We start from the raw sequence: 20385 nt of genomic DNA, 5'->3' as shown, positions 1-20385 counted from the left end.
CCAGGAAATTCGATTGGCCGGGCCCCTAGCGACGTCCGGATCCCGCGCCCCGGACGAGGCCGATGATACAAACCGACAGGATGCCGCCAAGAAGGCCGGCAATGCCGACGCCAATCAGCACGCCGGGCGTGAGGGTGCCGACACCACGAGCGGTGGCATCGACAGCATTTTCGACGTTGCCGAGGAAGTTTGCCAAGGCGGGAATCCGACCGGCCAGCCCTGTCAGGGTCAGTCCTCCCACGACGCCAGCCGCCGCGACAGATTTCCAACCCAGCGCAGCCATGCGCCAAAACCAGGCCGTAGCGAAAGCTCCGCCCGCGCCGCAGATGGCTTCAATCAAAAGCAGGGCCGCTGTCTCAAGGCCGGACATGCTTGCATCGCCCACTTGCTATCCGGCCATCCATCGCCCTTGCCGACCAGCAGAGTTCCGATTCCGGGATGTTCCGCGACCGCGGTCAGGCGGTCGCGGCCGCGCCTTGGCCGGCCATCGCCGAAGCGCGTTGAAGCGCATCGCGCAGAACCTGCTCCTTCGTCTCATCCAGCGACGTCTTAAGCACCACACCGCCAAAGGCCTGGATCTCCTTGAGCACCTTGTCCGCTGTCATCTCGTGCGCGAGCACGAACAGGGCAGCGTCCCCAGGCTGGATGCTGGCTGACAGATCGCGCATGAACGCATCGTTGATGCCCACGTCCGTCAAAGCGCCGCCAAGGGCTCCGGAGGTGGCGCCGACCGCAAGCCCGATCAGCGGATTCAGGAAGAGAACACCGATAAGCAAGCCCCAGAAGCTACCGGATACAGCGCCTGCCGCCGTCGTATTCACAAGTTGATTGAGCTTAATCGCACCCGCCTCGGTCTTCGTGGCAATAACCGCGTCGCCAAGTTTAATAACGTATTCCTTTTGAAGTCCTATGAGCCGTTGACGTACCTCTTCAGCCTTGGCCTCGTTTGGATAGACGATGACGATCAAATCGGACATGGGGCCCTCCTAGGCTAAGACTTTCCAAGGGCACGTAATACACATCCTAGAAGGTGAAAGATTGAGCCGGAAATCCGAATAGTGTGCAGCACGTCTCATTTTGCTTGCCTGTCCGACTGGCAAGCCTGCGGTCTCGACATTGGTTGTCGGCCGCTTCGTCCGTTGCGCTCGGCTTTGTCGCGACGAATTCTCGTCCGGGCCGCCCGAACTTCTCCTATGTGATCAGAGGCGCGCTGCTGGTCGCGAGGGGTGGCTGATCCCGATCATGCGGCATCGTGCGCATCGACGGGCCGTTCGCGACGTCCAGGACAAAATGAAACCCTACGCAAAAAGCTTGCCGCGCTTGAGAACCGTCGCGGCAGGACAGGAGCCAATGCCGCAAAGCGGGTAACGGTCACGGTGAAAATGGTTGGATCATCGGGTCGTATCCGTTGGCCGAAAGCCTGTAACGAGCCAGCCCAGGCCGTGAAGAACTAGGTCGATACCCACGAACGCCCCAATCACCCAAACCCCGGTCGATGGCCATCCGATGAGTATCAAGAAGCCAGCCGCGAGACCGAACAGGCCGGAAACAAGCATCATCCATCGGTCGGTGGACAGGTAGCGCAGGCTCAAAGACATTCTTCCGAGCCCAGATATCACGAGCACGACACCGAGCACCCATGTGAGGATGATAGATCCCAGCACCGGCAAGCTGATGAGCAGGCAGCCAAAAACGACGTACAGGATGCCGAGCATCGTCTGCCAGAGAAAACCACGCCACCCGCCGGCCCAGATGGCGAGGGCGATCTCGACAAAGCCGGCGCATACGATCGCAATTCCCAGGACAAGTGCGCTGATGGTCGTGGCCAGCGCCAGATCGCCCAACACGAAGATCCCTGCCAGGATAAAGACGATTCCGATCGCCGAGTTCGTCCACGCAGATCGTCTGGGTTGCTGGGTCTCGGACAACTGCGTCATTCCCTTGCCTCCCTGAGTCATCTACGAATGCGGTGGAAATCCACCACGCGGCCAGTACGGGCATTCAGCACTATTTCGAAAGTGCTGCCGCCAATGCGACGCGCGTGATAAACAAAATTGCGTCCCCGGCAGTCCACGCGACGCACGTCCCTGAAGCCTCTGCTCTGAATCAATCGCTGGCCTTGAGCGCAAGTAATCGCGCGGCCGTTGTTAAGGTTTGATCCGATATTTATATTTACGGTCACAGCTCCCGCTGGGGACACAGCGGCAAGAGGAATACCAAAGCCGAGTGCGGCACTTAACAGGGCAGCTAGTGCATATCTCCGCATATCTTTCGTCCTCTTTGGTGAATTAAGCCGACATCACGCGCATGCGAACACGTTGTCAATAATTCTGCATGGTGGCTCGGATATTTGGAGACACAATGCCTAGTTTCTGGATTCTTTGCATTTTATGCACTGCCGTCAGAGCGCGTGCGTTTTCGGTATTATTGTCGAAGCGCATCTCTTGGGATTAAAGCGTGTCGCGTCGAAACAGATTCAGGCGACGCGCTTTAAGTCTTTGTTTTGATGCATATCGTTGTCCCAGAACCGCTGCGCACTTCTGGGCGACATGCATTAACCGCTGGTTTGACGGATGGAGATTGTCATGGGTGCCATTGTTCCTGCCGCCGGCCGCGCCGAGGCACCAGGCGTCCAGAAACACTGCAATGCACGAGGAGCCGACGCGTATCTGGAATCTCGAAAGCTGCGATGAAATGCGCGACCGAACTGAATAGTCTTCATCAGTTTTCCTGAGGTGGGAGGCTCAACCGCCGGCGCATAGAGATGGCACAGCTCGGCCAACACCCCAGGACAGGCGTCCCTGTATGATGGTCAGCGTCCACTGACCGTTCGAATACGTCGTTCCTTCCGGTCCCTTGGAGGGCAGATCGACCTCGGCCGCGTCGTTGACGGATACAGAAGCGCGATCCCCGAGGAGACGCACTGCCAGACGCGTGCCGTCCTGGCACTCGTAGTGACTGACCGGGTAGGAATTGCCCACGCCGATCGACGTGCCAAACGCGGAATGCTTGAAGCTTACAATCATCATGGCGCTGATTGCCGCGATCGATAGATTTTTTAGCACAATAGTCCTCCCAACTGGCGCATCGACGTGGATGAAAACAGAGAACCATGTCTTCCCTGCGGACCTGCGACTTTCGGACCGAGATTCGTCGCATCGACCAGAACGCCGGACATGTATCAATTGATCGGCAAACGCCTTCGCGGAGATGCTCTTTGAACAGGCGGGATACTTCCGCTGGCTCACGCCAATGGCCCCGCCGGCCTTTACCAGGCTCGCTTTTGCTCCCGTCCAAGCTTGCATTCAGCCGTTTCAACAAATCCCAGTAGGCTTCCTAGCACCAGCGAGCCCAGAGCGCACTCAGAAGGGCGAGATGCACTGCCGGCGTGGGCCATTGTAGGGCTGCCAGCTATTGTCCGAGACCCGGTAGGAGCGGTACCGCTGCGAGCACCAGTTCACATGGTTGTTCCAAGCGCTGTGATTGTGCTGGCGGGCAGCCGAGATCGCCATCCCGCCGAGCAGCATTCCGCCAACGAGGCCCGCGGCGACGGCGCCGCTATTGTTCCTCGAATGCCGGTGATGGCGTGGCGGACGCGAGGGCCGATAATGGGGTGGCCTGTGGTGCGGTGGCCGTACTCCATGTCCCGGTCGATGGCGGGAAGGCCTCCTTAGGTCGATGTTCGTGACCGTATCGGAAACCGACGGCCTTAGCGCTCCGACGGGCATTGCCCAGGTGGGGGCTGCCATGCTTGCGATGATCGCAGCGACGATGATGCGCTTCATATGCTTCTCCGTGGACTTCATCCCGCCGTGCGACCTGCTGCTGCGGATGGCATCAAAGCCAAGTAATTTAAGGCAGTACCTGGTTTTCTTGGAATATGCGGTGAATCCCAAACGTGGATCGAGCGTTTATTTCTTGCTTGCGGTATGAATGAGGCTAGTCGAACAGCATGTCTTTCCGCCAATGACGCCCGTCGCGACAGGCGCCACCAGTGTTGCTCGAATGCCGGTGGCGATGCGGGACGGAGGGCCAGTGGTATGGTAGCGGTGCGCCGGTCTTTAGCGAGCTAGCGACAGACCCTCTCGACGCCTCGCTTGGACGATAATCACCTCCTGGGGAGGCTCTCACCCTGCGGAAAATCACCGCCCGGAGCGGCCTCTTGGCGTCCCGGCGACAAAGGCGCGCCCAATGCCATGCGCGCTACCTTCAAATGGCCTGCCATGCAATCAACACATAGAGAACTCGCGATGAAATTCGATCTGAAATCGCCGCCCGGCAAGCCCCGGCCCAATGTCGCGTAAACTCCGAATAAATCGGAAGGCACATTCACTTTTTCTAGTGTCGATTTAGATTGTCGTGACATCGCAAATCCACCGAATTCGATGTCACAGAATTGAATAATAATCGAACGTGCAAGTTACAAATTTGCAATATTAGTGAAAATAACTATACATATCGTCTTTATAAATACTATGGAATGAAAATGACAAAACTTTCATGATATGGCAATGATGCCGTAATGTAGGTTCTTCTAACCATCCTGGCCAAGGATGCTCAGTGCATCTCACTCAAAAGGATGGAACCCCATGAATATTGTCCCCAATTCGCATTCCGGAACTCGTCGGCGCCTGGCGGCGGCTGTAGTGTCGCTGAGCGCTGTAGGCGCTGTAGGCGTCGGAGCTGTTGTTTCCGGCACTGCCCCCGTGCTGGCCGACGCGGTGCATGTCCAGGCGCCGCAGATGCCGAGCTTCGCCGATGTCGTCGAGCAGGTTTCGCCGGCGGTCGTCAGCGTCAAGGTCAAGTCCACGGTCCAGCCGGTCGCCGACGACGGTTCCGACGATCAGGATGGTTTCGAGAACCTGCCCGACAACCGGCAGCAGGGCGGCTTCAAACATGGTGACGGCAAGCCGCGCCCGGTGGCACAGGGTTCAGGCTTCTTCATCTCGGAGGACGGATATCTCGTCACCAACAATCACGTCGTCTCGGAAGGCTCGTCCTTCACCATCGTCACCAGTGACGGTAAGGAACTCGACGCCAAGCTGGTCGGCACCGATCCGCGGACGGACCTGGCTGTGCTGAAGGTCGATGGCGGCGGCAAGTTCACCTATGTCGACTTCGCCGACGACTCCAAGATCCGCATCGGTGATTGGGTGGTGGCAGTCGGCAACCCGTTCGGCCTCGGCGGCACCGTCACTTCCGGCATTGTATCCGCTCGGGGCCGCGATATCGGCGCCGGCCCCTATGACGACTTCATCCAGATCGATGCTCCGGTCAATCATGGCAATTCGGGGGGCCCGACTTTCAATCTCAATGGCCAGGTGATCGGTATCAACACAGCCATCTTCTCGCCGTCGGGCGGCAGTGTCGGCATTGGTTTCGACATCCCGGCCTCGACCGCCAAGCAGGTCGTGGAAGACCTGATGAAGGAAGGCTCCATCAAGCGAGGTTGGCTCGGCGTCCAGATCCAGCCGGTCACCGCTGAAATTGCTGAATCCCTTGGTCTGAAATCCGACAAGGGCACACTGGTCTCGAACGCCCAGGACGCTGGTCCCGGCAACAAGGCAGGCATTGCCGCCGGTGACGTCATCACCCAGGTCGACGGCAAGGATGTCGCCTCGCCGAAGGAACTCGCCCGCACGATCGGCGCCTATGCGCCGGGAAAATCGGTCGATCTTACCGTATTTCGTGACGGCAAAAGCCGGACGATCAAGGTCGATCTCGGCACACTGCCGTCCAGCGACAAGCGGGCCTCCGGCGATGACGGCAAGCAGGTCGCGCCTGCCAAGGCCGACGCATTGGCCGATCTTGGCCTGACCATCACCAAGTCAGACGATGGCAAAGGACTGGTCGTCACCGATGTGGATCCCAACAGCGATGCGGCCGATCGTGGCATCCAGCCGGGCGATGTCATCACCGCCGTCAGTTCGGCCAAGGTGAACACCACTGATGACGTCTCCAAGGCCATGGCCGAGGCAGCCAAGGCTGGCCGCAAGGCCGTACTGATGCAGATCACCCGCGACGACTCGAGCCGGTTCGTCGCGCTGCCCGTGGGCAAGGCCTGACAGAAGGCGGCCTGGAGCCTGGCGGTTTCAGGGCGCCCGCCCCAAATGCCGCCGCGATAGCCGCGGAACATCCAGCAATTTCCCGCGGCGATGTCTGCCGCCAAGCCGCTGCGGGAACAAGGAGCCGAGCACGTCAGTCCGTCGTCGTGCCTCGCTCCTGGCGGCAGCGGGCTCCCTTACGCCCGCTGCCGTTTTCCGCCATTTACATCAGTGGCAAATCGACTGCGGCGTGAACCTAAACAGATGTCGGGGCTCGCGGTGTTTCTTCTGCTCACCATGTTCGTCAGCACGCCCACGCTCGGCACGGGCCGCACGACGAGACTCCAGGGAGTGGTCCATCTCGGCATACTCGCCATGTTCCTGCTGATTTCGGCCGTGCCCTGAAGCCCCAGCTAGCCGCCTCTGTCGGCCTGTGCTGCAACCTTGCTGGCAAGATGGGTTTTGAGGGCGGCGAGGTCCTGTCGCGACCAGTCCTTCACGCCCAACACCGCACTCCAGGCTTCCACATAGTCCTGCGGCGCGTAGACATGGCCGTAGCCGATCGGCGTGGTTGTCGCCACGGCCATATCGAGACCGAGCTGCAGCATGGTCACCACCGGGTACCAGCTCAGTTGCGGCGAGACGTCCGGCCCGCGCGGCGCCTTCATCCAATCCGGCTGCCGGTAGGCGTCGCGATAATCGAAGAATACGATCGGGTCGCTGGCATATTGCAGGTAGACGATCCTCAGCGGGCCCCAGGGCGTGTCGGGCGCCACCGCCGGGCCGCTTTGGTTCATGAACCGGACCAGGCTGCTATTGCGGAAGATCGGCAGCCACTGCGGCGAGCCGTTGTTGCGCGTATCGCTCACCGAGCGCCAGATGCGGCTTTCGAAGGGCGGGCCGCTCCAGAGTGCGCCGCTGATCGGATCGCTGAATATCTCGAACAGCCCGGCCGATCTTTCGGAGTTCATGGCGCCAAGGCTGAGCCCGTGCAGGTAAAGCCTCGGCCGCCACTGCTTCGGCAGGGTGGTCCAGTAGCCGTAGATTTCGAGGAACAGCGCCCGGGCCGTCTCGGCGCCGTATTCCGGCTGCGCCAGCAGCGACAGCGGACTGCTCAGATAGGAATATTGCGCGGCGACGCTGGCGACATCGCCGCGGCACAGATATTCGAGCGCATCCATCGAGGCCGGATCGATCCATCCGGTCCCGGTCGGCGTGATGACCACAAGCGTGGATTTGCTGAAGCCGCCCGCCCGCTTCAGCTCCTCCAGCGCGAGTTTCGCGCGGGCTTGCGCACTGTTCGCCGCTCCCAGCCCGACATAGACCCGGACCGGCTGTTGCGCCGGCCGGCCGGTGAAGGTCCCTATCTCGGCGGCGGCGGGACCGTCCGCGATGAACTCGCGGCCGGCGCGGCCGAGCTCGTCCCACCTGACCAGCGAGGCGGGGCTTCCGGTCCTGGAGGGTTCGCTCGGCTGCTGGCGCTCCGGTTCCATGAGTGCGTCGAACTTGGCGAACGAGGAATCGAGCGCGCCGAAGATCGCGCGGATCGCAACGTCGCTCACCAGCAACCAGATGAGCAGCACGGCGACAGCGGCGCCGGCGACATTCGCCAGGCGCCGGGGTATGTAGCGTCTCAGTGCCCCGGCGATGGCGCGCACCAGCCAAGCGACAAGGCGCGCCAGCGCGAGCACGACGATGAAGGTGCAAATGGCCAGGGCGCAGACATTGAGGGGATGAGCGCCATCGACAGCCGGCATGCCCATCACCGCGCGGATGGAGTTCTGCCAGGCACCGGATCGCCACAGCGCCACAACGGCAAGGCCGAGGCACGGGACCAGGATGATCGCCTTGGACAGCAAACGCGGCCGTGGCGGCAGTTCCGGAATCTCGAGATATTTCCACAACCACCGCAAGGCGACGCCAAGGCTGTAGCCGATGGCGAAGCACGCGCCCGCCAGTACGCCTTGCGTCAGGTCGGTGCGGGGAACGAGCGTCGGCGTCAGGGCGGCCGCGAAGAACAGCATGCCGAGGGCCATGCCGACACCGGAGAGCGATCGCCAGATACTAAGGAAACGAGTAGTTGTCACTTGGGTGTTACGCCTCGAGTTGGGCCGCAGGATAACGTTGGCCTATGGTTTTTATATCTTCGGAGTCGCCCGTCCGCTATTGGCCCCCTAACCAGTCAGGCTCATGCCCTGGGTCAACATGCATCGACCCGTTTGCGGGATAAGACAGAGATACCACGCGCATTAAAAACTAGTGCTCCTCCCGGTCCCTAGGTTCGCCAGACCGTACCAGAGAATATGAAGGAAACGGGTTGCCGAACCCTCCGCTAACGTGTTGACTTCCAGTAGAAGACGTCGACCCTCCGGGCCGACCATTGTCGTTATCCGCCATTAGGCTACGAAGCGGTTCGCCAAGGCGATTCGAGGCGATGGTCTAGACACTCGCCGATCGCATCGTCTGCGGATGGCAGCTTTGCGCCTCCAACCCGCCGTTTAGCTCCAAACTGCGTGAGCTAGGAAGCAGACGTTGGACTAGCCCGGCCAAAGGCCCTGAAGCCATGTGGCACCGCAGCGCCGGCAATATTCGTGAACCGAGTGCTACGTTTACCCAGCGCGCTGCTTGAGTTCAGGAAAATCTGGTCTCTGCGCCAACCTTGGCCTCAGGAACATCCCCATCTACCGCCGCCTTCTCCGCCACCAGTCAAGTATCCGCAGGCTGTGTGCGCCAGTCATACTCTTGCCGGAACCCAAGGATGTCGCGCAGCTTCCGATTTGAGATCGGTCCCTCAAATACATCCAGGGCGCGTGTGACTGGTATGTTGGGTGCGTGCTTGCTGAGAAATTCCGCCGTCGGCATCTCGGCCACGATGTTGTCGTTGACTGCGTTGAATATCTGGAACCCCAAGCCGTCCTTCTCGATGCACAGATCGACGATCTGGCCAAGATCGCGCACGTCCATGTAGGTCCAGCCGTCGCGCCGCCGTTTCGAGGCGTCGGCCAGGAATTCCGGGAAGCGGCCATAATCCCGCGGTTCGACGACTCCGCCGATCCGCAGGGCATAGACGTCGGCTCCAGTACGGGAGGCGAAAGAGCGCGCAATCTTCTCGCCCAGCACTTTGGAGAGACCATAGCTGTCGGTCGGATCGACGTCATAGTCCTCGTCCACCGGAAACGATGTGAAATCGCGGTCGCCTTCGGCAAAGCACACACCGTACACCGTTTCGCTGGAAGCAGTGACGATCTTGCGGATGCCAAGCTTGGTGGCGGCTTCGATCACATTGTAGGTCGACTGCACATTGGCGGTGAACATGGCGTTATCCGGTCGCAGGAATATCCGCGGGATCGCCGCGAAATGGACCACTGCGTCGACCGGGCCGCGGCTCCTTCCGCCGAAGTATTCGTTGAACCCGAAATGCAGCGTCAGTGCATTGTAGGTCTCGCCAGCGTCCGCAAGATTGGTGATGACGGTGTCGACGCCCTGCACATCGAGCGGCGTCAGGTCGAGATTCAGAACCTGATGCCCGCGCTCGAGCAGGTAGGGTATGACGTGACGGCCGATCTTGCCGCTGCCGCCGGTGAAGATGATCCGCTTGCCCATGGCTTCCTCACAACGGATTTGTTTGATCGAGCAGTTCAATCCGCCCGGTCCGGCCTATTCAAAGATGCCGAAGCCTGGCACGGCGTGCTTGCGGACGCCTTCCATGTCGAGCTCGACGCCGATGCCGGGCACGTCAGGCACCACGATGTGGCCGTCTTCGACGATCGACTTCGCGCCGTCCGGAAGGCGCACGTAACTGTCCCACGCCTCCCGCTCTTCAAGCGCGTGCCACTCTAGAACGAGGAAGTTCGGAACGCTGGCGCAGACATGGCATGTCGCCATCGTGCCCAGCGGCGTCGACACCAGATGCGGCGCGAACGGCACATAGTACATCTCGGCGAGATTCGCGATCTTGCGGCTTTCCGCAAGGCCGCCGCATTTCGGCACGTCAGGCATGATGACGTCGGCGCCATAGTTCTGGAACAGTTCGCGGAAGCCCCAGCGCAGGTAGAGATTTTCGCCGACGCAGATCGGCGTCTTGGTCCGCATGCGGATCTGCTTCAGGGCCTCGACATTTTCCGCCGGGATCGGCTCTTCCAGCCAGAGAAGGTTGAACCGTTCCATCTCGGCCGCTATGCGGCTGGCGCTGAGCACGTCGTAGCGCGCGTGCAGGTCGATGCAGAGATCGACGTCGGGGCCGATCGCATCGCGGACCGCTGCAACACGCTCGACCATGAAGCGCAACTCGGCGCCGTTGATGGTATGGTTCACCGCGTCGAACTTCGCCGGGTGGCGCAGATTGTCGATGTCGAATTTCAGCGCCGTGAAGCCTTCCGCCACCATGCGGCGCGCGCGTGCCGCGCATCCCTGCGGCGATCCCGATTCCTCATCGCCATCGCCGCAATCTGCATAGAGTCTTATCCGGTCGCGGAACTTGCCGCCGAACAAGCGATAAAGCGGCTGCCCGGCGGCTTTCGCCGCCACGTCCCAGAGCGCCATCTCCAGCCCGGTCAGCGCGATGAGAAAGACGCCGGCTTGCGCACCGGAAAACACATGGTCACGGCGAATCTTGTCCCAGCAATATTCGACATTGCGCGGATCCTGGCCGATCAGTTCCGACTTCAGTTCCGAAATCAGCCCGACGATTGCGGCGGCGCCTGCATCGGGATTTGCCTCGCCATAACCGGAGATGCCGGCGTCCGTATCGATGCGGATCAGGGTCGCCTTGCCGTGATAGGCGACGACCGCTGTCCTGATGTCCGTGATCTTCATCGAACCTCCTCCCCGTGATGGCGCGCGGCGCCTACAAATGCATATGGTCAGTTAGGTCAACTTGTCCAATAAGCATACAAGATGAGAAGATGGAACGTAAACCCCCTTTGAACGATTTTGCGCGAATACACCTTGCAACGGCAGGTATCATTGAATCATTTGGGAAATTCGTGGCTCCGCGCCAAGCGCCATAAATCCGCCGGAACCTACTTGTTAGACGAGTATATAAGCGTATAAATTGGACATCAGCAGGGTGATAGCCCTGCCTGCCAATCAGGAGGAACAGGATGCAACAGCGACAGTTGGGATCGTCGCCGGTCAGGGTATCGGAGATCGGTCTAGGCACTTGGGGTATGTCCGGCGCCTTTTGGGGCGCGGCCGACGACGAGGAATCGATCCGGGTGATCCGACGCGCCGCGGAGCTTGGCATAACGCTGATCGACACGGCCGAAGCCTATGGACATGGCCATGCCGAGGAGATCGTCGGCAAGGCACTGGCCGGCCGTCGCGACAAGGCTGTTATCGCGACCAAGGTTGCGCCCAATCACCTCGAACCCGCCGCGATTGAGGCGGCGCTCGACGGATCGCTGAAGCGGATGCAGACGGACTATGTCGATGTCTATTTTGTCCACTGGCCGAACTCGGATTTTCCGATCGGCCCGACCATGGAGATGATGGAGCGGCTGCGGTCGTCCGGGCGTATCAAGGCAGTCGGCGTCTCGAATTTCAGCACCGCCGACATGGACAGCGCCCGTCAGCATGGCGTCATCGACGTGCTCCAGCCGCCCTACAACATGCTGTGGCGCGAGGTTGAGGCTGAGACGCTGCCCTATTGCCGCAAGCACAATATCGGCGTGATGCCCTATAGCGGTCTCGCCCAGGGATTGCTCACAGGGCTGTTGTCGCCGGACACCAAATTCGTCGAAGGCGATGAGCGCCGCACCACCGTTCTGTTCCAGCCGGGCACCTACGAGCGCGCGGTTGACGCCGTCGACGCCCTGAAGCCGATTGCGGCGCGCTACGGCAAGACGGTTCCGCAGCTTGCGATCCAGTGGCTTACCAGCAGGCCGGGCGTGAGTTCGCCGCTGGTCGGCGCGCGCACGGTCAAGGAACTCGAGGAAAATGCTGAGAGCACAGGCTGGGCGATTTCCGACGCGGACATCGCTGCCATCGACAAGATTACCGGACCGGTATGGGCGGAAATCAAAGACAAGGGCGACATGTTCGGTTTTCGCGCGCGCCAGCGCCAGGAACAGCAAGCAAAAAGCGCCTGATATCGGCCGCGTCCTCCCGGCGCGCAGCGGCGCGGCTAGCCCGATTGCTGGCTGCGCCGCTCGGAAGCATCGGCTGGCGATTTCTTATGGGGGCAGGCCAACGGCCGTGGTGATCTTCAGGTGCCGGCGCATCGCCTCTTCCGCCCGTTTTGCATCACGCGCCACGAGCGCCTCGTAGATCGCTCTGTGCATCTCAGTCGCCGAGGGCAGGGCATGAGGCACCTGGTTGCTGATGCGCCTGCTTGCCATCTGCCACCATCGGGAGGAGTACATGAAGCGGTCGAGGATTCTATTCTTGGCTGCCCGGCAAATCTCCATGTGGAAATCCAGATCGAGTTTCAGATAGGCGTCCGCATTGTCTTCGCTGGCCGACATCGCTGCCAGCAGAGTGCCAAGACGCTCGAGGTTCTCTTTGGTCATATGCTTGGCCGCGATGGCGGTGATGGCCGGTTCGATGATTATCCGCGTTGCGTGTGCTTCCGCCAAGATCTCGCGGGTCTGCTCGGGCGGCAGCCAGTCGATAAGCAATGGACTGAGATAGTCCCATTCGTCTGCGGGACGCAGCACCACGCGTCGTCCCTGCGCGATCTCGATCATGTCGAGAGACGCCAGGATCTTGAGCGCTTCCCGTGCCACCGCGCGCGAAACCCCGAACTCCTGAAGGATCTGCTGCTCCGACGGTCCCTGGCCGCCGGCGACGCCGCTGCTGGCGATGCGGCGCGCGAGCACGCCGGCCACCTGCTTGGGCAAAGTTTGAAGCTTGACCTCCATGGCATCCATCATTAACATCCACTTGTCTGATAAGCTTATAGGCTGATAGCTAGATATGCAGTCAACTTATCTCATGGTGCTCAGTAGCCTATAACTCGGCCTGCGGGAAGGGAGGATCGAACGGTGCCCGGCGGGCTCGCAAGCGTCGTTCGGGACGTAGTCCAGGCAGTCTCGCTGCGGGAGGAGCAAGCCGCCGCGGATTTGCCGGAAAGGTTGAAGTTATCGGCCGACCCTTGGATGGGCCGACCAATCAAACCAAGGAGGAGATTATGATGTCCGCAAACCTATCGAGACGCAAATTCCTGGCCGCGAGTGCGGCAGTGACGGCCGGCTCGCTAGCCGCGCCATGGATCGCCAGGGCAGACGGGAACGAGATCACCGCACTGCTGATCACCGGCGGCCCGCTCTATCCCAAATACTGGGAAAAGATCGTTCAGGATTTCACCGCCAAGACCGGTATCAAGGTTCGCTACGACTTGCTGGAATTCACCCCGCTGACCGCGAAGGTGGTCACGTTGAGCGCAGCGCGATCGAGCCAATACGATGTCTATAGCACCCATACGGCGCAAATCGATTCCTACTTCAACCATTTTGCGCCGCTGAACAGCTATTTCAGCGACAGCGAACTCGCGGAATTCTACCCGGTCGCTGTCAAGTATCTGCGCGATCCCAAGACCGGAAATCTGGCGGCCATTCCGCGCAACATGGATTCGCGCGTCCAGTACTACCGCAGCGATATCTATCAGGAAAAAGGCCTGAAGCCGGCTGAGACCTGGGAGGAGCTCGTCGACGTCGGGCTGAAACTGACCGGCAATGGCCATTATGGGCTGGTCGTGCCGGGGCAGGGCGATCCAGCACAACGCACTTTCAGCGATCTGCTCTGGCAAGCCGGCGGCGATTGGGTGGACCAGGCCAACAAGCCGGCCTTCAATTCCGAAGCCGGCATCAAGGCCCTGACCTTCTATCGCGATCTCATCCAGAAGCACAAAATCGTGCCACCCGATGCGGTCGGCTATCAGTGGAACGAGAATTCGACCGAATTCTCGTCCGGCACGGTCTATGCGAATTTCGATTGGCCGGGCGCCTTCGCGACCCTATCGAATCCGGAGACCTCACGTGTCGTCGGCAAGTGGTCGACTGCGCCCTACGTCAAGGACAAGGCCGCGATTTCATGCGCCATTTCGCATGCCATGGCGCTCAACGGACAATCCGGACGCAAGGACGCCGCCGTCGAATTCATCAAGTATACGGTCGGTCCGGAGGCGCAGCGGTTGCAGTTCGACCAATTCACCAACTTTCCCAGCAGCCAGGCGATCGCCAAGGAAGTAATATCAGCGGCAAAGGGGCCTCAGGCCGTGTGGCTGCAGCAGCTCGAGACGACGATAGCCAACGGCAAGGAATGGCCGAAGCTAGCCGGCTTCTCGAAAGTCTGCACGCTGATGTTTTCGGCCATCGAACAGGCCTTGACCGACCAGGTCTCTCCCGCGGACTCGCTCAACCAGGCGGCGACGGAGGCTGAGGAGATCATGCGTCGGGCCGGAGCTTACGATTGACGATGCCGTCCGTCGCGCAGCATACGGTGTCGAGGCGTCGGCGACGTTCGCCGCTGCCCTACACCTGGCAGAGAGGATACCTTCTGGCCAGCCCGGCGCTCCTCGTCATGCTGGCCATCCTGCTCTATCCGCTCGGATACTCTTTCACCATGAGTTTCTTCCGCTGGGATCTGAGCGGTTCGGCGCCCTTCATCGGGATGGCAAATTACACCGACGAACTCTTCGGCCGCCAGTTCAACCAGGCACTGCGAAATCAGACCATATTCAGCATCATTTCGATCACGATTGAAGTGGTGGCTGGAATGGCGATCGCCGTGCTCGTCAATGGCAAATTGCGCGGCATGCGGCTCGCGCGCACCTTGCTCCTGGTGCCTCCGATGATCGCGCCCGCAGTGGTGGGCCTGAATTTCCGGTGGCTGTTCAACACCCAGTACGGCCTGGTCGACGCGCTGTTGCGCATGTTCAACCTGCCCGACATTCCATGGCTCAACCATCCGACCTGGGCGCTCGTCTCGGTGATCGTCGCCGATGTCTGGCAGAACACGCCGTTGATGGTGCTACTGTTCCTTGCCGGCCTGCAGTCCTTGCCGCAGGAACCGCTCGAGGCGGCCACCGTGGACGGCGCCACGCCATGGCAGCGCTTCTGGCATATCGTGCTGCCGCTGATGCGTCCGATCATCATGATCGCCCTGATGCTTCGCATCATCGACACGTTCCGGACCTTCGACGTCGTCTGGCTGATGACGCAGGGCGGGCCGGGCGGCGCCACCAACCTGCTCACCGTCTATTCCTACCTGCTGGCGTTTCAGGCGGTGGATTTCGGACATGCGGCGGCCGTCTCCTACATTGCTTTGGGGATGTCGCTGTTCGTGCTCGGGCTCCTCTACGGAATACCGTGGCTGATTGCGAAACGGAGAGCGATATGAGCGAAGCCGCAATCGTTAGCGCACGTCCCAGGCCAAAGCGCCGGCGCCGTCGATTTACGGTGGGAACCGCCGGCCAGTATATGGCGCTGGCCCTGACCGTCGCGTTCACCGTCTTTCCGCTGGTATGGCTGTTCCTAACGTCGATCCGCAGTTCGGCCGACATCTTCTCGGTGCCGGTGCACATCATTCCCCAGACCGCGACGCTAACACAATACGTCTCCGTTTTCGCGGAGTACGACACGATGGACTATGTCTGGAACACCGTCATCGTCTCGGCGGCGACGGTCATCCTCGTCCATCTGCTGGCCATTCCTTGCGCCTATGCCTTGTCGCGTTTCAGGATGCCGGGCGCCATGCTGATTTTCGGGCTGCTTTTGATCATGCGCATGATCCCGGTCATAGCGCTTGCCATTCCGCTCTTTGCCGTGTTTGCCGCCATGGGCATGCTCGACACCATCTGGGCGCTGATCCTGAGCCATACGGCGGCCAAACTGCCTGTCGCCATCTGGCTGCTTCTGGGCTTCATCCAGGACGTGCCGAAAGAGATCGAGGAGGCTGCCCAGTCAGACGGCGCCGGCACGGTGCGCACGCTGGTCCAGATCGTGACGCCGCTGATTGCTCCTGGTATTGGCGCCAGCGCGGTCATCACCTTCCTCTTCACCTGGAACGACCTGCTGCTTGCCCTGACCCTGACCTCCAGCAAGGCCGCGCAGACTCTGCCGGTCGGGCTCACCAACTTCGTCTCGCAATTCGGCATCGACTGGGGCGCGATGTCGGCAGCCGGCGTCCTGATGGTCATCCCGACGTTGGTGTTTGTCTGGTTTGCCCAGGGGCTGCTGGTCAAGGGTCTCACCACCGGTGCCGTCCGCGGCTGAATGGCGGACATGCACCCAGAACGCTCGACGGCTTCGACGACGGGATATGCAACTGAGTGACGATCGGTGGGGTCAGGGACCTCGCCGCGCAATCGGAGGATACGGAATGGCAGCTGATCAGATACCGGCGATATCGGACATTTCGCGGCCGCCGAGACAATTGGTCGATGCGCTTGCGGCGATCGGCTCGGCGACGCTGGCCAGCGAACTCTACCACAAGATGGGCATTCGCGACCCGCAGATACGGGGCCCGCGTCCATTGAGGCTGGGCCGCACGGCGGCGGGGCCTGCTCTCACGCTCCAGTGCATGCCGAAGCGCGAGGATCTCTACAACGAGACCGAATATGAGGAGCCGGAGCGGCAGTTGCACCGTCACGTGCTCTATCCCACGCAGCCGGGCGACATGGTGGTGGTCGATGCGCGCGGCGATCTGGGAAGCGGCATCTTCGGCGAGATGATGCTGACCTATTTCGCCGGGCGCGGCGGGGCCGGCGTGGTTGTCGACGGCTGCATCCGCGATTCCGCCCAGGCGGCGGCTTTGGACATCGGCATCTGGGTGAGGGACGTCACGCCGAATTTCCACGCCCAAACCAACATCGTGCCGTTCGCCGTCAACGTTCCCATCGCCTGCTCGAACGTGCTGGTCATCCCTGGCGATATCATCGTCGCCGACGATGACGGCGTGGTCGTCGTGCCGGTCGCCCTTGCTCCAAAATTGGTCGAGCTCGCCGGCGCGCATATTGAGTGGGAAGAGTTTTCGCGCTCGCGCCTGGCGCAAGGGGGAGACCTGCGGAAATACTATCCGTTGAGCCCCGAGGGCGAGGCCGAATACCGAGCATGGCGGCATGCTCAACAAAAATGAGTGGTGCCGGACGGGAGGACAATAGGTGTCTGCAATTGAGATAGAACAGCTCGGCAAGAGCTTCGGCGCCGTGGAAGTTTTGCGCGATGTCAATATCGAGATCGCCAGCGGCGAGTTCGTGGTGCTGGTCGGTCCGTCAGGCTGCGGCAAGTCAACGCTGCTACGCATGATCGCCGGGCTGGAAGAGCAGACGACCGGCGAGATCCGCATCGGCGGGCGTGTCGTCGACGAGATGCCGGCCAAGTCGCGCGACATAGCCATGGTCTTCCAGAGCTACGCGCTCTATCCGCATATGAGCGTGGCCGACAATATGAGCTTCGCGCTTCGGCTGGCGAAGGTCCCTAGGGAAGAGATTGTCTCGAGGGTCAAGGCGGCGGCCGAAATCCTTGGCCTGCAGGATCTGCTTGGCCGCATGCCGCGGCAGTTGTCCGGCGGCCAGCGCCAACGTGTCGCCATGGGCCGCGCCATCGTGCGCGATCCAGCCGCTTTCCTGTTTGATGAGCCGCTCAGCAACCTCGATGCCAAGTTGCGTGTCAAGATGCGCGCCGAAATCAAGAAGCTTCACCAACGGCTCGGCCGAACAAGCATCTATGTCACGCATGACCAGACCGAGGCGATGACGCTCGCCGACCGCATCGTGGTGTTGAACAAAGGCCGGATCGAACAGATCGGCAGCCCCTCCGAGCTCTACGAGAACCCAGCCAATCTGTTCGTCGCAAGCTTTATCGGCTCGCCGGAAATGAACCTGATCGAGGGCCGCATCGACAACGGCGCATTTGTCGCCGATCAGGGCTTGCGCTTACCCTTGCCGGCGGATGCTCGGATGGGCGACAGAGATGGGGTAGTCTACGGGATTCGTCCGCAGCACATTTCGGTTGGTGGCAACCACTCTCAGGCGAGGGTGCAAGTGGTCGAACCGACCGGTGAGGCCCAGGAGCTTACATTAAGTGCAGGTGGAGTGGACCTCGTGGCCGAGGTGCGGGATCAGCCGCCCTTCAAACTTGATCAAGAGGTTGGGTTGGAGATCATGGTATCCAAGGTGCATCTGTTCGATGCTCGTAGTGGCACCAGGATTGCTTAGGGCGCGCTGACGGGCGAAAAAGCAGCCCATTCCATCGCGAAACCACCGGTGATCGCCGTTTACCCATCGGCCGTCACGGCAATCGCCCGCGGCGCTCCGGCATGACCAGGGATCTCGGCACCACGCGTTGTTAGGCCACAGAGGAACGGACCGCATCAGACATAGTGCGGGCGTCGTCCTCGTTGCACCCCGGGCCATTCCGTGCTCCGTTAGCGCAGCGCCGCCGTTGCGGGCACCAAGCTTGCCGGACCGGCCATATCGTCCACACCGTTCGAGGCAATCATATGACCCAGAATATGGAAACCGATCCCTTCAACGTCTCCATGCGCAAGTTCCTGAAGCAGGTCGGCGTGACTTCGCAGCAGGCAATCGAGAAAGCCGTCGCGGAGAAGGGCCTGAAAGGACAGGGCCGACTGACCGTGAGGGCCGTCATCACCTCGGAGCCGGCAGGCTTGCGCCATGTCGTCGAGGGCGAGATCGATCTTGGATGAGAGCTGCGGCTTGATCGGGGTCGGCGGCTATTTGAAGAACCGTATCTGCCCGGCCGGCGATGGATCGTATCCGCAAAGCTCGGCGGCGCGGCTGGCGAAGATTTCCTGCCGCAGGAAACGCCGGAGCGCCTGGATCGGTTGCTGGAAGTAGGTCCGCTGCCGCATCAGGAGATCGAAACTTTCCCAGGCCAATGGAACGAAATCGAGGCCAGCGGCGCGTGCGGCCGCGCGCGTGGCAATTCCGCAATCGGCCCTGCCAATGCGCACGGCAGCCGCGAGATCGGGTCCGGTCAGGCAGGGCGGCTCCAACCGGTTGACGTCGTCTTGTTTCGCGCCGGAGTCTGCCAGCAATTGCGTGAGCAGCATGTCCGCGCCTGCGCCGCGTTGACGAACCGCGATGCGTGCGCCGGTCGCAAGTACGTCGGTCAGGTTGTTGAGCGATTTTGGATTGCCTGGCGCGAGCAGCAGGCCTTGCTCGCGGCGGGCGAATCCGACCAGCACCGCATCGTAAAGCCGCGGCCTAGTCGCAATCGCGGCGACATTCGGGTCCGGGTCGGGGCTGTGGAAATGGATCGCGGCGACAGACACCTCGCCGCGCAGCAGGCGTGTCACGCCGGCTTCCGTGCCTTCCGTCAGAAAGGCCAGGCCGGAGCCTGATTGGCGGAGAGCCCATTCGAGCAGGTCGTCCTGGCTGCCACCGACGATCGGCGGCGGCTCGGATTGCGTCATTCCTGCGGGCCGGACCAACCCCGACATGACCCAACGGTCGAGTTCATGCCGTGGAAACAGCCACTTGCCCGCCACCTTGCTGCACGGGACACGCTCCTCCGCAATCAGCTCATAAAGCTTGCGCTCACCAATGCGCAGATAGTCGGCGGCTTCGGACGTCGTCAGCAAATCCATCCTGCATTGATATGCATATTCCTGTTCAGGTTCAAGGATTTGACAGTGACGGAGGAGTTGCAGGACATTGACACGGGACAGGACTGCGAGGAGCAATGTCGGAAGGGCTGGGCACATGGCAACTGATCGCGAGCGGCGACGCCACGCTGTTTGCCATCGTGCGCCTGTCGCTCGCCGTGAGCCTTTCGGCTGTCGCGATCGCCATGGTCGCAGGCCTGCCGCTGGGCGCAATTATCGCGCTGGCACGTTTTCCCGGTCGTTCGGCGATCGTCGTGCTGCTGAACGGTTTCATGGGCCTGCCGCCGGTGGTGGTCGGGCTGACGGTCTATCTGCTGCTATCGCGATCCGGGCCGCTGGGTGAATTCGGCCTCTTGTTCACACCCGCCGCGATGGTCATCGCGCAGGCGCTATTGGTGCTGCCCATCATTGCCGCTCTGACTCGCCAAACGGTCGAGGATCTGTGGCGCGAGTACCGTGAGGAACTGACTGCGATGCAGGTCGGGCCGGCGGGCTTGGTCGCCACGCTTTTGTGGGACGGCCGCTTCAGCCTCGTCACGGCTCTGCTCGCGGGTTTCGGCAGGGCGGCGGCCGAGGTCGGCACCGTGATGATCGTCGGCGGCAACATTGATGGCTTCACCCGCACCATGACGACGGCAATCGCACTTGAAACCTCGAAGGGAAACCTGCCGCTCGCCATGGGGCTCGGCCTGATGCTGATTTTCCTCATCTTGCTGATCAACGCCGCCGCCTGGGGCGTGCGAGTTTGGTCCGAGCAACGGGCTGGCTAGGG

At 61.2% G+C, this 20385-nt stretch carries 20 protein-coding genes and 1 pseudogene; 11 read left to right on the top strand and 10 right to left on the bottom strand.

Going from position 1 to position 20385, the window contains the following annotated elements; translation table 11 throughout:
- Nucleotides 1–25: 25 nt before the first annotated feature.
- From FJ490_RS15995 to FJ490_RS33110, 5 genes are all read right to left on the bottom strand, one after another.
- A complete protein-coding gene (locus FJ490_RS15995; RefSeq protein ID WP_140728364.1) occupies nt 26–370 on the bottom strand; it encodes a hypothetical protein in 345 nt (114 codons plus the stop codon).
- Between the two features lie 85 nt (nt 371–455).
- On the bottom strand, nt 456–977 hold the full coding sequence (locus FJ490_RS15990) for a DUF1269 domain-containing protein (protein ID WP_140499392.1): 522 nt from the start codon (nt 975–977) through the stop codon (nt 456–458).
- Nucleotides 978–1391: 414 nt separating this feature from the next.
- Nucleotides 1392–1937 carry a DUF308 domain-containing protein gene (locus FJ490_RS15985; RefSeq protein WP_181165256.1) on the bottom strand — a complete coding sequence of 182 codons (546 nt, stop codon included), beginning with the start codon at nt 1935–1937 and terminating at the stop codon, nt 1392–1394.
- An 807-nt stretch (nt 1938–2744) separates the two neighbouring features.
- Nucleotides 2745–3305 (bottom strand): hypothetical protein, encoded by a 561-nt coding sequence (locus FJ490_RS33115; protein ID WP_246672648.1) that lies wholly within the window; start codon nt 3303–3305, stop codon nt 2745–2747.
- 57 nt (nt 3306–3362) lie between these two features.
- A complete protein-coding gene (locus tag FJ490_RS33110) occupies nt 3363–3512 on the bottom strand; it encodes a BA14K family protein (RefSeq protein WP_224618859.1) in 150 nt (49 codons plus the stop codon).
- Nucleotides 3513–3678: 166 nt separating this feature from the next.
- Between FJ490_RS33110 and FJ490_RS33105 the strand changes: the two genes are divergently transcribed.
- The 3 genes and pseudogenes from FJ490_RS33105 to FJ490_RS15960 form a co-directional block, all read left to right on the top strand.
- Nucleotides 3679–3933: a hypothetical protein gene (locus FJ490_RS33105; RefSeq protein WP_246672650.1), complete on the top strand. Its 255-nt coding sequence runs from the start codon at nt 3679–3681 to the stop codon at nt 3931–3933.
- 656 nt (nt 3934–4589) lie between these two features.
- Nucleotides 4590–6065 (top strand): Do family serine endopeptidase, encoded by a 1476-nt coding sequence (locus tag FJ490_RS15965; protein ID WP_140521321.1) that lies wholly within the window; start codon nt 4590–4592, stop codon nt 6063–6065.
- Between the two features lie 258 nt (nt 6066–6323).
- Nucleotides 6324–6449 (top strand): annotated as a pseudogene (locus FJ490_RS15960) (ionic transporter y4hA); the annotation flags it as partial.
- 8 nt (nt 6450–6457) lie between these two features.
- On the opposite strand, the gene FJ490_RS15955 reads toward FJ490_RS15960, so the two are convergent.
- The 3 genes from FJ490_RS15955 to FJ490_RS15945 form a co-directional block, all read right to left on the bottom strand.
- Nucleotides 6458–8080 (bottom strand): alpha/beta-hydrolase family protein, encoded by a 1623-nt coding sequence (locus FJ490_RS15955; RefSeq protein WP_140517423.1) that lies wholly within the window; start codon nt 8078–8080, stop codon nt 6458–6460.
- A 670-nt stretch (nt 8081–8750) separates the two neighbouring features.
- Entirely contained in the window at nt 8751–9647 is an 897-nt protein-coding gene (locus FJ490_RS15950; RefSeq protein WP_140521322.1) for an NAD(P)-dependent oxidoreductase, read from the bottom strand.
- A 54-nt stretch (nt 9648–9701) separates the two neighbouring features.
- Entirely contained in the window at nt 9702–10859 is a 1158-nt protein-coding gene (locus FJ490_RS15945) for a mandelate racemase/muconate lactonizing enzyme family protein (RefSeq protein WP_140521323.1), read from the bottom strand.
- Nucleotides 10860–11146: 287 nt separating this feature from the next.
- Between FJ490_RS15945 and FJ490_RS15940 the strand changes: the two genes are divergently transcribed.
- The gene (locus tag FJ490_RS15940; protein ID WP_140521324.1) at nt 11147–12133 is read left to right on the top strand and encodes an aldo/keto reductase; all 987 of its coding nucleotides are present in this window, start codon (nt 11147–11149) and stop codon (nt 12131–12133) included.
- Between the two features lie 84 nt (nt 12134–12217).
- Here FJ490_RS15940 and FJ490_RS15935 read toward each other — a convergent pair whose 3' ends face one another.
- Nucleotides 12218–12904: an FCD domain-containing protein gene (locus FJ490_RS15935; RefSeq protein WP_224671538.1), complete on the bottom strand. Its 687-nt coding sequence runs from the start codon at nt 12902–12904 to the stop codon at nt 12218–12220.
- Between the two features lie 272 nt (nt 12905–13176).
- Here FJ490_RS15935 and FJ490_RS15930 point away from each other — a divergent pair, with 272 nt between their 5' ends.
- From FJ490_RS15930 to FJ490_RS15905, 6 genes are all read left to right on the top strand, one after another.
- Nucleotides 13177–14457: a sugar ABC transporter substrate-binding protein gene (locus FJ490_RS15930; RefSeq protein WP_181166215.1), complete on the top strand. Its 1281-nt coding sequence runs from the start codon at nt 13177–13179 to the stop codon at nt 14455–14457.
- Between the two features lie 2 nt (nt 14458–14459).
- Nucleotides 14460–15383, top strand: coding sequence for a sugar ABC transporter permease (locus tag FJ490_RS15925; protein WP_224618856.1), 924 nt, complete (start codon nt 14460–14462; stop codon nt 15381–15383).
- Complete coding sequence (locus FJ490_RS15920; protein WP_140728365.1) at nt 15380–16258, top strand: carbohydrate ABC transporter permease; 879 nt, start codon at nt 15380–15382, stop codon at nt 16256–16258. Before FJ490_RS15925 ends, FJ490_RS15920 begins: the two co-directional genes overlap by 4 nt.
- A gap of 106 nt (nt 16259–16364) precedes the next feature.
- Nucleotides 16365–17120 carry a ribonuclease activity regulator RraA gene (locus FJ490_RS15915; RefSeq protein WP_140521326.1) on the top strand — a complete coding sequence of 252 codons (756 nt, stop codon included), beginning with the start codon at nt 16365–16367 and terminating at the stop codon, nt 17118–17120.
- A gap of 25 nt (nt 17121–17145) precedes the next feature.
- Entirely contained in the window at nt 17146–18201 is a 1056-nt protein-coding gene (gene ugpC, locus FJ490_RS15910) for a sn-glycerol-3-phosphate ABC transporter ATP-binding protein UgpC (RefSeq protein ID WP_140630400.1), read from the top strand.
- Nucleotides 18202–18485: 284 nt separating this feature from the next.
- A complete protein-coding gene (locus FJ490_RS15905) occupies nt 18486–18692 on the top strand; it encodes a DUF6494 family protein (RefSeq protein WP_140499366.1) in 207 nt (68 codons plus the stop codon).
- Nucleotides 18693–18719: 27 nt separating this feature from the next.
- Here the strand turns inward: FJ490_RS15905 and FJ490_RS15900 are convergent, their stop codons facing one another.
- Nucleotides 18720–19595: a helix-turn-helix transcriptional regulator gene (locus tag FJ490_RS15900; RefSeq protein WP_140728498.1), complete on the bottom strand. Its 876-nt coding sequence runs from the start codon at nt 19593–19595 to the stop codon at nt 18720–18722.
- Nucleotides 19596–19690: 95 nt separating this feature from the next.
- On the opposite strand from FJ490_RS15900, the gene FJ490_RS15895 reads away from it, so the two are divergent.
- Nucleotides 19691–20383 carry an ABC transporter permease gene (locus tag FJ490_RS15895; protein WP_140499362.1) on the top strand — a complete coding sequence of 231 codons (693 nt, stop codon included), beginning with the start codon at nt 19691–19693 and terminating at the stop codon, nt 20381–20383.
- Nucleotides 20384–20385: the final 2 nt, after the last annotated feature.

The organism is Mesorhizobium sp. B2-5-11 (assembly GCF_006440835.1).
GTDB lineage: Bacteria > Pseudomonadota > Alphaproteobacteria > Rhizobiales > Rhizobiaceae > Mesorhizobium.
The sequence above is the reverse complement of the archived record's forward strand: the minus strand, read 5'-3'. Positions and strand labels throughout refer to the sequence as shown.